12 protein-coding genes and 1 tRNA gene are annotated in these 12,337 nt (G+C 67.7%); 10 read left to right on the top strand and 3 right to left on the bottom strand.

Annotated elements, in window-relative coordinates:
- Positions 1–17 precede the first annotated feature (17 nt).
- Positions 18–2,006, bottom strand: coding sequence for a SurA N-terminal domain-containing protein (locus ACFFDA_RS14285; protein ID WP_404481114.1), 1,989 nt, complete (start codon positions 2,004–2,006; stop codon positions 18–20).
- 318 nt (positions 2,007–2,324) lie between these two features.
- Between ACFFDA_RS14285 and tpiA the strand changes: the two genes are divergently transcribed.
- From tpiA to add, 5 genes are all read left to right on the top strand, one after another.
- Complete coding sequence (gene tpiA / locus ACFFDA_RS14280) at positions 2,325–3,080, top strand: triose-phosphate isomerase (protein ID WP_404481113.1); 756 nt, start codon at positions 2,325–2,327, stop codon at positions 3,078–3,080.
- Positions 3,081–3,223: 143 nt separating this feature from the next.
- Complete coding sequence (gene secG / locus ACFFDA_RS14275; RefSeq protein ID WP_404481112.1) at positions 3,224–3,622, top strand: preprotein translocase subunit SecG; 399 nt, start codon at positions 3,224–3,226, stop codon at positions 3,620–3,622.
- Between the two features lie 141 nt (positions 3,623–3,763).
- Entirely contained in the window at positions 3,764–5,398 is a 1,635-nt protein-coding gene (locus ACFFDA_RS14270; RefSeq protein WP_404481111.1) for a CTP synthase, read from the top strand.
- Between the two features lie 9 nt (positions 5,399–5,407).
- Complete coding sequence (locus ACFFDA_RS14265; RefSeq protein ID WP_404481110.1) at positions 5,408–6,433, top strand: oxidoreductase; 1,026 nt, start codon at positions 5,408–5,410, stop codon at positions 6,431–6,433.
- A gap of 275 nt (positions 6,434–6,708) precedes the next feature.
- Positions 6,709–7,740, top strand: coding sequence for an adenosine deaminase (gene add, locus ACFFDA_RS14260; protein WP_404481109.1), 1,032 nt, complete (start codon positions 6,709–6,711; stop codon positions 7,738–7,740).
- On the opposite strand, the gene ACFFDA_RS14255 is transcribed toward add, so the two are convergent.
- Both ACFFDA_RS14255 and ACFFDA_RS14250 read right to left on the bottom strand, forming a co-directional pair.
- Complete coding sequence (locus ACFFDA_RS14255) at positions 7,719–8,657, bottom strand: AEC family transporter (protein WP_404481108.1); 939 nt, start codon at positions 8,655–8,657, stop codon at positions 7,719–7,721. The genes add and ACFFDA_RS14255 overlap by 22 nt on opposite strands.
- A 337-nt stretch (positions 8,658–8,994) precedes the next feature.
- Positions 8,995–9,468: an Hsp20 family protein gene (locus ACFFDA_RS14250; RefSeq protein WP_404481107.1), complete on the bottom strand. Its 474-nt coding sequence runs from the start codon at positions 9,466–9,468 to the stop codon at positions 8,995–8,997.
- 154 nt (positions 9,469–9,622) lie between these two features.
- Here ACFFDA_RS14250 and grxC point away from each other — a divergent pair, with 154 nt between their 5' ends.
- The 5 genes from grxC (at position 9,623) to ACFFDA_RS14225 (ending at position 12,228) form a co-directional block, all read left to right on the top strand.
- Positions 9,623–9,886 carry a glutaredoxin 3 gene (gene grxC, locus ACFFDA_RS14245; RefSeq protein WP_404481106.1) on the top strand — a complete coding sequence of 88 codons (264 nt, stop codon included), beginning with the start codon at positions 9,623–9,625 and terminating at the stop codon, positions 9,884–9,886.
- Between the two features lie 5 nt (positions 9,887–9,891).
- Positions 9,892–10,752, top strand: coding sequence for a carbon-nitrogen hydrolase family protein (locus ACFFDA_RS14240; protein WP_404481105.1), 861 nt, complete (start codon positions 9,892–9,894; stop codon positions 10,750–10,752).
- An 8-nt stretch (positions 10,753–10,760) separates the two neighbouring features.
- Positions 10,761–11,258 (top strand): DUF1178 family protein, encoded by a 498-nt coding sequence (locus ACFFDA_RS14235; RefSeq protein WP_404481104.1) that lies wholly within the window; start codon positions 10,761–10,763, stop codon positions 11,256–11,258.
- Positions 11,259–11,388: 130 nt separating this feature from the next.
- Positions 11,389–12,054: a UPF0149 family protein gene (locus ACFFDA_RS14230; RefSeq protein WP_404481103.1), complete on the top strand. Its 666-nt coding sequence runs from the start codon at positions 11,389–11,391 to the stop codon at positions 12,052–12,054.
- 97 nt (positions 12,055–12,151) lie between these two features.
- Positions 12,152–12,228, top strand: a tRNA-Arg gene (locus ACFFDA_RS14225).
- The last annotated feature ends 109 nt before the right edge of the window (positions 12,229–12,337 follow it).

Genomic DNA, 12,337 nt, shown 5'->3' with positions numbered 1-12,337 from the left:
GTCGTTCCCTGGGTGTGTCAGTTGGCGGCAGTGCCGGCGAGCTGGTCGCGCACGCCCTTGATCGCGGCGGCATTACGCTTGACGCCGACGTCCTTGCGCACGGCCTTGCCCAGCGCATCGGCATAGGCCTGGCCGAGCTGCTGGCCGAGTTCGGTCCGGGTGCTCTTCACCAGTTCCGCGGACTCGACCTTGCCGGGCACGATGTCCTTGAGCTGGACCACGAACCAGCCGCGCTCGCCCTCGGCCGACTGCACCTTCACGGTGCCCTTGGCCATGTGGAACATCAGCGAGACCGGCGGCGGCACCTGGCGACCCGAACGCAGCGCGGCGGCCAGCGTCGAGCGCGACATCGAGACCTGCTGCGGCGGGGGCAGCTTCTTGCCCGAGGCTGCGAGCACCTGTTCGACCGTCTTGCCCTTGCGGATGTCGGCCTGCATGCGCAGCGCCGCCGCCTTGGCCGCCTTCGAGCCGGCGTCGACGGCCCAGGCCAGCTTCACGTCGTCCTTGATCTGGGCGAGCGGAGCCGGCGCGGAAGGCTCGATGGCGGTCACGTCGAAGATCACGAAGCTCTTGCCACGCTCGACTTCGGCGACCTGCGGCTGCTCCTGGTCCATGGAGAAGGCCGTCGCGAGGACGGGCCGGAGCTGTTCGGGCGCGGTCTCGCCGGGCTTCGTATAGACGCCGCCGTCTGCGGTCACCGGAGGGGTCTGCTGGATCTGCGCGCCGACCGACTTGGCGACCTCGTTGAGGTTGGCGCCGTCCGAGAACTGCTCCTCGATCTTGGCGAGGGTATCGGTGAAGGCCTTGCGGCGCTTGTCGACGGCGACCTGCTCGGAAAGCTCGGCCTTGACGTCGGCGAGGGCGCGGGCGGGGGTCTTCTGCTCCTCGTCCACGCGGATGACGTGCCAGCCAAGCACGCTCTTCTGCGGCGTGGCGAGCTTGCCGACCGGCGCGGCGAAGACCGCTTGCGAGACGGCGGGCGAAAACTGGCTGGAAAGCTGCTCGCGGCTGAAGGACTCCAGCTTGGCGGCGGACAGGCCCTTCTCGGTCGCGGCGGCCTCGAGCGTCTTGCCGCCCTGCACTTCGGCGGCGACGGCCTTGGCGGCGGCCTCGGTCGGCACGATCAACTGGGTGATCCGGCGGTTGTCCTGCGCGGCGTAGGCGGCCTTGTTGGCATCGTAACGCGCGGCGATCTCGGCATCGGTCGGCGGCGGCACCGCCTTGAGCGACTCCGTGCCCAGGACCGCGTAGCGGATCGTGCGGCGCTCGGGACGGATGAACTGGCTGCTGTGGGTCTTGTAGAAAGCGGCGAGATCGGCGTCGCTCGGCTGCTTCTCGGGTGCGAAGAGCAGCGAGGGCAGGGCGATCACGCTGCCGGCGCGAGTCTCGTCGAGCAGCGAGGCGTAGCGCGTGGCGGCGAACTGCGACATCACCGAGCCTACTTGCGCCGGCACCGCGAGTTCGCGGGTGACGAGGCTCTGGCGGATGTCGTCGCGCAGGGCAGGTTCGGAAATCCGCTGCTGGGCAAGGGCCTGGCGGAACACGGTCTGGTCGAACTTGCCATCGACGCCCTGGAAGGCGGGGATCTGCGCCAGCTCGCTGTCGACCAGGCGATCGCTGACGACGACGCCGTTCTTCTCGCCGAACGCGAAGAGGGCGGTGCGGTCGATCAGTTCGCCCAGGACCTGCTCCAGGCCGCCCTGTTCGAGCAGGACCTTCATCGTCACGTTCGGGTTCTGCTGGCGCACCCGCTCCAGCGCGCGCTTGGCGCCCTGGTCGAGCGTGTCGGCGCTCACGCTCTCGCCGCCGACGGTGGCGACGGCGGTGCCGGCAGTCACGCCGCTCGAACTGTTGAAGCCGGCGATGTCGCCGCTCGCGAAGGCGATGGCGATGACGCCCAGGACCAGCAGGCCGATGATGGCGCCGACCTTGGACTTGAGGAACGAACGAAAGAAATTGAGCATGAAAACCGTGCCGATCAGCGAAAGCCTAGCGCGAAACCTCACGATTTCGCCTGTAAACGGGCGCAGGCTTTAGGGGGCCTGCGCGCTTCCTGCAATGCCGCTTTGCGCTGCGCCGGGCAAAACCGACGGGCCGGTGAAACGGACGCTGGTCCTTGTCGCAGCCTGTGGCATTATGGCTATAGCGGTGGGTATCGTTGCCCTGAACGAGCGATGAATTTTGACAAGGCGGGGGGCGGTGGCCTAGCTGCGCCGCAACAGCGACGACCTGATTCCCCTTCGCACTCGCGAAAGGGGCAATCTGCCAGGGGGAATCCGCGGGGGAATTCCCCAGGTTCGCCAGGATTTGATCAAGGGATTGAAATGGCTGCACTGCCTTACATCGTCGGGAACTGGAAAATGAACGGCACGCGCGCGATGCTCAACGAGGCGCGCGCGATCGATCGTTCGGCTGCACGCTTTCCCAAGGTGCAGGTCGGGGTCGCGCCGCCCGCCACGCTGCTCTACCGCGTTCGTGAAGCGGTCGAGTACATCGGCGTGGGCGGACAGGACTGCCACGCCAGGGACAACGGCGCCTTCACCGGCGACGTGTCCGCACCCATGCTCAAGGACGCCGGTGCGGACTTCACCATCGTCGGCCATTCCGAGCGCCGCGAGTACCACTCGGAGAGCGACGCGGACGTGAAGGCCAAGGCGGAGGCGGCGCTTTCGGCCGGCCTCGCGGTGATCCTGTGCGTGGGCGAAACCGAATCGCAGCGCGACGCCGGCGACGCCGAAGCGGTCGTCGGCAGCCAGCTCGAGGGCTCGAGCCCCCGTGTCGACGGGGCGCCGGAGAAGCTCTCCGTCGCCTACGAGCCGGTCTGGGCGATCGGCACCGGCCGCGTGCCCTCGGTCGAGGACGTGGCGGCGATGCACAAGTCGATTCGCGCCAAGCTGGTCGCGATCTACGGCAGCGCCGGCGCGGATGTCCGCATTCTCTACGGGGGCTCGGTCAAGGCGGAGAACGCGTCCGAGCTGCTGGGCATCGCCGACGTCGGCGGCGCGCTGGTCGGCGGCGCGAGCCTCACGGCCGAAAGCTTCCTGGCCATCGTCGGCGCCGCTGCCTCGCTGGGCGACTGACGTTCCTTTACCGTGGCGCGGGCGGGGCCTTTTCGGGCTCGCGCGCGTCCCACCATCGCTGCCGGGTTGCGCGCGGACACGCCAGCGCCTATCTGCGCGGCGAACGATGCGGGTGTGCACCCCGCCAGAAGGCTGAAACGAAGATGTTCCTTTTCCTGACCGTGGTCCAGGCGCTTGTCGCCGCTCTGCTCGTAGGCGTCATCCTGGTGCAGAAGTCCGAAGGCGGCGGCCTCGGTGTCGGCGGCAGCCCTTCCGGCCTGATGTCGGCGCGCGGTGCAGCCAATTTCCTGACCCGCGCCACTTCGGTCCTGGCCACGCTCTTCGTCGTCCTGAGCATCGTCCTGGCAGCCATGGCGGTCAACGAGACCACCGGCCGCGACATCGATACCTCGCTCCAGCGTGAGACCGCTCCGGCGGCCCCGGCCCAGCCGGCCGACCCGCTCGGCGCTTCTGCGAATCCCGGCACGACTCCGGCTCCGGCGGCAGCGCCGACCGGCCAGGAGGTTCCGGCCGACCCGCTTTCGGGTGCTGCCAAGCAGTAACCCCAGTGGCGCTTTGAAGCGCTTCACCGTAACCGAAATGCCGTCTGGCGCTGTCAGACGGCATTTCCTTGTGTTTGATCTGTGGAATGAGGCTCCGGGCGCTTGCCTGAGGGCCCCCATGCAATTTAAGGCCCGACTCCCATGGCGCGGCATATCTTCATCACCGGCGGCGTGGTCTCCTCGCTGGGCAAGGGTCTCATGGCAGCGAGCCTCGCGGCACTGCTGCAGGCGCGTGGCTACAAAGTCCGCATCCGCAAGTTCGACCCCTACCTGAACGTCGATCCGGGCACGATGAGCCCGTACCAGCACGGCGAGGTCTTCGTGACCGACGACGGCGCCGAGACCGACCTCGACCTTGGCCACTACGAGCGTTTCACCGGCGTTTCGGGCCGCAAGGCCGACAACATCACCTCCGGCCGCATCTACCAGGACATCATCGCCAAGGAGCGCCGCGGCGACTATCTGGGGGCCACCGTCCAGGTAGTCCCCCACGTCACCGATGCGATCAAGGACTTCGCGCTGGCCGAGACCGAAGACCTCGATTTCGTGCTCTGCGAGATCGGTGGCACCGTCGGCGACATCGAGGGCCTGCCCTTCGTCGAGGCGATGCGCCAGCTCCGCAACGAGATGGGCCGCGAGCAGACCTGCTTCGTCCACGTCACCCTGGTTCCCTACATCGCCGCCGCCGGCGAACTGAAGACCAAGCCGACCCAGCACTCGGTCCGCGAACTGACGGGCCTGGGCATCCAGCCCGACATCCTGCTGTGCCGCTGCGACCGCGAACTGCCCGAGGGCGAACGCCGCAAGATCGCGCTGTTCTGCAACGTGCGCCCGCAGGCGGTGATCCAGGCGCTCGACGCGCCGAACATCTACGCCGTCCCGCTCCAGTACCACCGCGAGGGCCTCGACGCCGAAGTGCTCCACCACTTCGGCATGCTCGAAAGCGCCAAGGCGCCGGAACTGGCGCGCTGGGACGACATCACCGACCGCTACCAGAACCCCGAGGGCGAAGTGACCATCGGCGTCGTCGGCAAGTACGTCGGCCTGCAGGATGCCTACAAGTCGCTGAACGAGGCGCTGGTCCACGGCGGCATGGCCAATCGCGTGAAGGTCAACATTCGCTGGATCGACGCCGAGATCTTCGAGAAGGAAGACAGCGAGATCGCCGCCGCGCTCGAACCGCTGCACGGCATCCTCGTTCCCGGCGGCTTCGGCGAGCGCGGCACCGAAGGCAAGATCGCCTCGGTCCGCTTCGCGCGCGAGCGCGGCGTGCCGTTCTTCGGCATTTGCCTGGGCATGCAGATGGCCTGCATCGAAGGCGCGCGCTCGGCGGGCATCGCCAAGGCCAGCTCCACCGAGTTCGGCCCGACCGAGGAGCCGGTCGTCGGCATCATCACCGAATGGATGACGCAGGACGGGTTGCAGACCCGCGCAGAGGGCGGCGACCTTGGCGGCACCATGCGCGTGGGTGCCTATCCGGCCAAACTTTCGGCCAACAGCCATGTCGCCTCGATCTACGGCGCCGACGAGATCAGCGAGCGCCACCGCCACCGCTACGAGGTCAACGGCGCCTACCGCGAGGCCCTGGAAGGCAATGGCCTGATCTTCTCCGGCATGTCGCCGGACGGCCTGCTGCCCGAGATCGTCGAGCGCCCGGACCATCCCTGGTTCGTCGGCGTGCAGTTCCACCCCGAACTCAAGTCGCGCCCGTTCGAGCCGCACCCGCTGTTCTCGGGCTTCGTCTCGGCAGCCCTGCGCCAGGCTCGCCTGGTCTAAGTCGAAGCGATGGCTAGGATCGGCGTCGGCATCATCGGGAACGGGATGGCGACGCGAGTCTTCCACGTCCCCTACATCCAGGCCTGCGACGACCTCGACTTGCGGGCCGTGGTCTCGCGCAGCGGGGGCGAAGCGCCCGCGGCCGGTGTCGCGATCGTCCCCGACGTCGCGGCGCTGCTGGCCGATCCCGCGGTCCAGCTCGTGGTCGTCGCCACCCCCAGCGGCACCCATGCGGCGCTGGCGCGGCAGGCGATCGAGGCGGGTCGGCACGTCGTCGTCGAAAAGCCCTTCACGCTCGACCTCGCCGAGGCGCGCGAACTCGCGGCACTGGCGCGCGCCCGCGGCGTCGTCCTCAGCGTCTTCCACAATCGTCGCTGGGACACCGATTTTCTTGCCGTTCGCGCCGCCATCGAGACCGGGCTGGTCGGCCGCGTGGTTCATTTCGAATCGCACTTCGACCGCTTCCGTCCCGAAGTCCGCGAGCGCTGGCGCGAGGATGGCAGTCCCGGCTCGGGCGTGTGGTACGATCTCGGCCCGCACCTCGTCGACCAGGCGCTGGCGCTGTTCGGCCGTCCCGAGGCGGTCGGCGCAGACATCGCGGCCTTGCGCCAGGGCAGCGGTTCGCCCGACTGGGCCCATATCGTGCTGCGCTATCGCGAGCGGCGCGTGATCCTCCATGCCGGCATGTGCGTGGCAGGCGGCGAGCCGCGCTTCCGCGTTCACGGCACCGGCGGTTCGCTGGTGAAGCGCCACCTCGATCCGCAGGAGGCGCAATCGGTCGCCGGGGTGCGTCCCGGCGATGCGGGCTGGGGCGTCGATCCGGACCCGCTGATCCATATCGATGGCGACGGCGTGGAGCGTTCGATCCCCGCGCCACGGGGCTCGCAGGAACGCTTCTACGCGATGATGGCGCAGGCCTGCCTGGGCACCGGCCCCGCGCCGGCCGCGCTCGACGAGATCGTCGCCGTGCAGGAAGTGGTGGAGGCGGCCCTGGTTTCGGCGCGTGAAGGCCGGGTCGTAATACTGCCGGCATAGACGTCGCGCGCCAAAGCCGGCGTCATTCTCCCTCGTCATCCTGGACTTGTGCCAAGGTCCGATCCCGAGTCCATACGGCGGGTCGGTCGGCACGATGGACCCTGAAACAAGGTCACGGTCATGGTCACTAGGAAGGAGGCCCCCCTCCCGACGTGTACGAAAAAACGCGGCTCCCCGGTGCAAAAATGCAGCTTTCGGCCGCAGGCCCCCGCGCTACTCTCACCCCGCGACAGGCGCCGCCCATGACGTGCGCGCGCCGGTCCCGAGGAGACGTCATGCAACCGATCGCGAAGTTCATCGCCGGCCTGCCCAAGGCCGAACTGCACGTCCACCTCGAAGGCACGCTGGAAGCGGAGCTGAAGTTCGAACTGGCCGCGCGCAACGCGGTCGACCTGCCTTACGCCGATGTCGAGGCCATGCGCGCCAGCTACGTCTACCACGACCTGCCGAGCTTCCTGGCGATCTTCTACGAAGGCAGCTTCGTGCTCCACCAGGAAGCCGACTTCCGCGACCTGGTCTATGCCTACCTCAAGAAGGTAGCCTCGCAGAACGTGCTCTACGCAGAAATGTTCTTCGATCCCCAGCAGCACACCGACCGGGGCGTGCCCTTCGCCACGATGATCGAGGGCCTGACGCGCGGCCGGCTCGAGGCCGAGCGCGACTTCGGCATCCGCTCGCAGTTCATCCTGTGCTTCGTGCGCGAACGCAGCGCGCAAAGCGCGATGGCCGTGTTCGAGAGCGCGCTGCCTTACAAGCACCTGATCGTCGGCCTCGGCCTCGATTCCGACGAGAAGGACAATCCGCCCGCCAAGTTCGCGGAGATTTTCCGGCGCGGGCGGGAGGAGGGCTTCCGCCTGACGATGCACTGCGACGTCGACCAGCAGAACACCCACGAGCACATCCGCCAGGCGATCGAGGACATCGGCGTCGAGCGCATCGACCACGGCGCCAACCTGCTCGACCGCCCGGAGCTGATCGCCGCCGCGAAGGAGCGCGGGCTGTTCTTCACCGTGTGTCCCTACGCCAACGAGATGATGCGCCCCGGCGAGAACCAGTCGATCGCGCGCGGCATGCTGGACCTCGGCCTCAGGCTCACGCTCAACTCGGATGATCCGGCCTACATGGAAGGCAAGTACATCAACGAGAACATGCTGATGGCGCACGAACTGGCGGGTTTCGGGCCGGAGGATTTCGTCACCGTCAGCCGCAACGCCTTCGACGCAGCCTGGATCGACGAGGACTTGCGCGCCGAACTGCATGGCCGGCTGACCGCCTATGCAGAGGCTCAGCTGATGGTGGCGAGGTAGATCGAGATCGTCGCGATCGACACGAGCGTCGAGACCAGGATCACCCGCGCCGTCACCCCCGCCTCGCGGCCGTAGAACTCGGCGAGCATGAAGGGCCCGGTGCCTGTGGGCAGCATCGCCAGCAGCACGGCGGCATGGCGTGCCGGCGGCGCCAGCGGGAACAGGGTGGTCGCCAGCAGCCACGCCAGCGCCGGGTGGACGAACAGCTTGAAGGCCACGAGCGTGGCGGTCAGCCCATTCTGGGCGTGCTCTCCCTGGGGACGCTCCTGCGCAAGGAACAGCCCGAGGCCGACCAGCGCGGCCGGCGAGGCCGCGGCGCCCAGCAGCTTGAGGAAGACCTCGACCGGATGCGGCACGGCAAATCCGGTCGCGGGAAAGAAGGTGGCGAGCACGGGTGCGACGATCAGCGGGTTCTTCGCCAGCGACGTGGCGACCTTGCCCATCACCCGCAGCGGATGGCTGCCGGCGTGGAGGCGCACTTCGATCAGCACGATGGCGGCGGCGAACAGGACGCAGGCGACGACGATGGTGGCGATGAGGGTCAGCGTGTTGCTCGAAGGCCCGAGCGCGGCGAGCAGCAGCGGGAAGCCGAGATAGCCGGTGTTGGGATAGGCGGCGGCGAGCCCCAGCACCGGAGCGTCCGCGTCGAAGCCGGAGCGCCAGGCGTGGAGGAACACCGTCAGGACGAAGATGGCCATCGTGCCGAGCGTGAACACCGCGACGAAGTGGGGTTGCCACAGTTCCCGCCAGCTCGCGCCGGCGACGATGTCGAACAGCAGCGCGGGCAGGGCGAGGTAGACCACGAAGCGGTTGAGTTCGCTCGATGCCTGCGGTCCCATGACGCCGGTGCGCCGCACCAGCCAGCCGGCGAATATCAGCGCGAAGACGGGCAGGACGATCGCGAGGATCGAGGTCACGCAGGCACACTCCTGGCAAAGCCGGTGCTTGCCGCAGCACGATCGGCTTTCGATGAAACATCTCGCGGATTTCCATCCCCGCCTCGGGAGGGATCGCGAAGTAGGCGTGACGAGGAAGGGAGATCGGGCGGTAACGGTCGGGCGGAAGATGGGCTCGCGTTCGGATTGAAGTTTCGCCGCGCGATATTCAAGCCCCAAAGCTCGCAGCCGCGCGTGCTCGATGCGCAACGCCGATTGCACGAAGGGGCGGCCCGGCTTCCCGGACCGCCCCCCGACGGATCATGCGGTTTTGGTCCCGCGCGCCCCCCAAGAACGGATGCGCGCAGGATGCGGCCGGTTACGCTGCGGCGGTGGTATCCGCGCCGGTAGCGTCTTCGACCACGGTCAGGCGGTTGCCGCCGATCGCGACCTTCTTGGGCTTCATCGCTTCGGGAACCTCGCGCACGAGGTCGATCACGAGCAGGCCGTCGGCAAGGTCGGCGGCATCGACGCGCACGTAGTCGGCCAGTTCGAAGCGGCGCTCGAAACCGCGCTGGGCGATGCCGACGTGGAGGAATTCACCATCGGTGCTCTCGTCGGGCTTCTGGCCCTTGACCACCAGCAGGTTGGCCTGTGCGGTGATGTCGATGTCGGCGGGCTTGAAGCCGGCGACCGCCAGCGTGATGCGATAGGCATCCTGGCCGCGACGCTCGATGTTGAAGGGGGGGTACTTGTCGCCCGCCTGCGCGCGGCCCTGGTTCTCGATCATGTCGAACAGGCGGTCGAAGCCGACCATGGTGCGGCGGTAGGGTGAAAAATCGATGCGGTTCATGCCAAAAATCCTCAAATGAGCAATCTTCGTGGGTGAGGCCCGGCAACCGGCGCCTCGTCGATCGAGCCATACCCATGGCGGGCCATGACTCGACTTCCTAGATATGGTAGCCGCCGGCCCTTTCAAGGGTCGCAACGTCGAGAAGGAGCATCGCATGAGCCAGCCCAGGATCGAGATCTACACCAAGTGGGGCTGCCCCTACTGCGTCGCCGCCAAGTCGCTGCTGGACGGCAAGGGCGTCGCCTACGAGGAATACGACCTGACGATGGGCGGGCCGAAGCGCGCCGAGATGCTCGAGCGCGTCCCAGGCGCTTCGACGGTCCCGCAAGTGCTGATCGACGACAAGCCCTACGGCGGCTTCGACGACATCAACGCGCTCGACCGGGCGGGCAAGCTCGACTCCGTGCTGGGGCTCTGACGGCGATGGCCCGCGCCGCGCTGCTGCAGATGACGACGGGCATCGACCCGCAGGCGAACGCCGCCGCGATCGTGGATGGCGTGGCGCAGGCACGCGCGGGCGGGGCGGCGATGCTGTTCACGCCCGAGATGTCCGGCCTTCTGGACCGCAAGCGCGAGCGCGGCGGCCGCTTGATCCGCACCGAGGAGGAGGACCTCGTCCTCGGTGCGGTCCGCGAGGCGGCACGCCGCGAGGGCATCTGGGTCCACATCGGCTCGCTGGCGGTCGCGTGCGCGGACCGCGCGGACGGCAAATGGGCCAACCGCGCCTTCGTGATCGACGACAAGGGCGAAATCCGCGCCCGCTACGACAAGATGCACATGTTCGACGTCGACCTCGCCACCGGCGAATCCTGGCGCGAATCCAATGCCTATGCCGCCGGGGACGAGGTGGTCACGGTGGAGACGCCGCTCGGCCGGCTCGGGCTGGCGATCTGCTACGACGTGCGCTTCCCCGCGCTGTTCGAGGCGCTGGGTCGAGCGCGCTGCGACCTGATCGCGATTCCCGCCGCCTTCACCGTGCCGACCGGCAAGGCGCACTGGCACCTCCTGCAACGCGCCCGGGCGGTGGAAGCGAGCGCCTATGTCCTGTCCGCCGCGCAAGCTGGCCTGCACGAGGACGGGCGCGAGACTTACGGGCACTCGCTGGCGATCGACCCCTGGGGCGAAGTGCTGCTCGACATGGGCGGCGCGGATGGCGGCGGTACGCGCGGTGAGGGGGCACAAGGCGGGGCCGGCGTCGGCTTCGTCGATCTCGACCCTGCGCGGATCGCCGAAGTGCGCAAGCAATTGCCGAGCCTTGCCAATCGTCGCATCATCGCCAAATAACCAGAATCATGATCGTCTACGACCTTGAATGCCGCGAAGGGCCGCATCGATTCGAGGGCTGGTTCAAGTCCTCGGACGATTTCGTGCGCCAGCAGGAGCGGGGGCTGGTTTCCTGCCCGCATTGCGGCTCGGTCGAAGTCGGCAAGGCGGTTCAGGCGCCGCGTCTCGCCCGCAAGGGCAACCAGGTTCCCGAGGCTGCGCCCGCACGGCGGAACACGCCGGCACCGGCAACTCCGCCGGTAGCCCCGGTCGCCAACGCGCCGCTGCCACCGCAAGCGATCGAGATGATGCAGGCCCTGGCGAAAATGCAGGCCGAGGCCCTCAAGTCCTCGCGCTTCGTGGGCGACAGTTTTGCCAGGGATGCCCGCGCCATGCACTACGGCGAGGTGGATGCCGAAACCATCCATGGCAAGGCCACGATCGCCGAGGCGAAGGAACTCCTCGAGGAAGGCATCGGCCTGGTGCCGCTTCCGTTTCCGGTGATCCCGCCCGAACAGGCGAACTGACCCGCCGCCTTATTCCTTTCGCCGAGCTCCCGGGGCAGCCGGGCACGACATTCGGCAACGATGTCGCTTGGCGTTGGTGGCGATCGGTTGCATGGACCGCCACCCGCCATCTCGCACAAGCAGATTCCGCATGATCAGGTTTCCCTCCCGTTTCCGCCGTCTCGACGAGATCCTCGGTGATCTTCCGATCGAGGACCCTCTGCTGCTGACGGAGCTGGACGGCTATCTCACCGGCATTGCCGTCTGTCCGGAAGCGATCCTGCCCGCCGAATGGATGCCGCTGATATGGGGCGGCGGCTATGGCGAGGGCGCGCCGTTCGAAGATCCGATCGACGTCCAGCTTTTCGCCGACATGGTGCTGGCGCGCTACAACGACATTCTGCGCGACCTTGGCCGTGGCAAGCTTCGTCCGATCTTCGATATCGACGAACGCAACGGCGATGTGCTGTGGGAAATGTGGGTCGGCGGTTTCGGCATGGGGACGGGATTGCGCGCGGACATCTGGTCCGCAGTGGCGCAGGGCGACGATGCCGAGATCGTGGCCGCCTGGTCCTGCATGCAGACCCTCGCCGACATCGCCAGCAACGAGACCACGCTGACGAGCATGGAGGTCAATGCACTGTGCGATGTCGCGCCCGGCCTGATTTCGGAGCAGGTCACCAGACTGTTCGCCGTGGCGGCAGCGCGTGGGAGCCTTGCTCCTGCACCCGCTACTCGGCCCCTGAAGGTGGGCCGCAACGAGCCGTGCCCTTGCGGTTCCGGAAAGAAGAACAAGCGCTGCTGCGGCGCCGACTGAAGCGGGCCGGCCTGCGCCGCGTCGCCGTTTGAATGAGCGACGAGCGCGTGAAACAGGCTGGACGAGCTTCCCGTCCATCGATAATGCCGCGCCAAGTGGTCCCGTAGCTCAGCCGGATAGAGCGACAAATTCCTAATCTGTAGGCCGCGCGTTCGAATCGCGCCGGGGTCACCACCTTTCCCCTCCAGTTTTTGGTCGCATGCGTTCCCGGGTCCTATCGGGCGGGCGCGGTGCGACACTGAAATCGCACAGCTTCCTTGCCTCGCACCGCAGGGCCGGACAG

This window comes from Novosphingobium sp. BL-52-GroH, assembly GCF_044813085.1.
Lineage (GTDB): Bacteria > Pseudomonadota > Alphaproteobacteria > Sphingomonadales > Sphingomonadaceae > Novosphingobium.
This window is presented reverse-complemented; position numbering and strand designations above follow the sequence as displayed.

Bases quoted from the DNA above. Each gene is read 5' to 3' on its own strand.
- add (WP_404481109.1), top strand. From the start codon at position 6,709: ATGCAACCGATCGCGAAGTTCATCGCCGGCCTGCCCAAGGCCGAACTG.
- tpiA (WP_404481113.1), top strand. From the start codon at position 2,325: ATGGCTGCACTGCCTTACATCGTCGGGAACTGGAAAATGAACGGCACG.
- ACFFDA_RS14265 (WP_404481110.1), top strand. From the start codon at position 5,408: ATGGCTAGGATCGGCGTCGGCATCATCGGGAACGGGATGGCGACGCGA.
- secG (WP_404481112.1), top strand. From the start codon at position 3,224: ATGTTCCTTTTCCTGACCGTGGTCCAGGCGCTTGTCGCCGCTCTGCTC.
- ACFFDA_RS14235 (WP_404481104.1), top strand. From the start codon at position 10,761: ATGATCGTCTACGACCTTGAATGCCGCGAAGGGCCGCATCGATTCGAG.
- ACFFDA_RS14240 (WP_404481105.1), top strand. From the start codon at position 9,892: ATGGCCCGCGCCGCGCTGCTGCAGATGACGACGGGCATCGACCCGCAG.
- ACFFDA_RS14270 (WP_404481111.1), top strand. From the start codon at position 3,764: ATGGCGCGGCATATCTTCATCACCGGCGGCGTGGTCTCCTCGCTGGGC.
- grxC (WP_404481106.1), top strand. From the start codon at position 9,623: ATGAGCCAGCCCAGGATCGAGATCTACACCAAGTGGGGCTGCCCCTAC.
- ACFFDA_RS14230 (WP_404481103.1), top strand. From the start codon at position 11,389: ATGATCAGGTTTCCCTCCCGTTTCCGCCGTCTCGACGAGATCCTCGGT.
- ACFFDA_RS14250 (WP_404481107.1), bottom strand. From the start codon at position 9,468: ATGAACCGCATCGATTTTTCACCCTACCGCCGCACCATGGTCGGCTTC.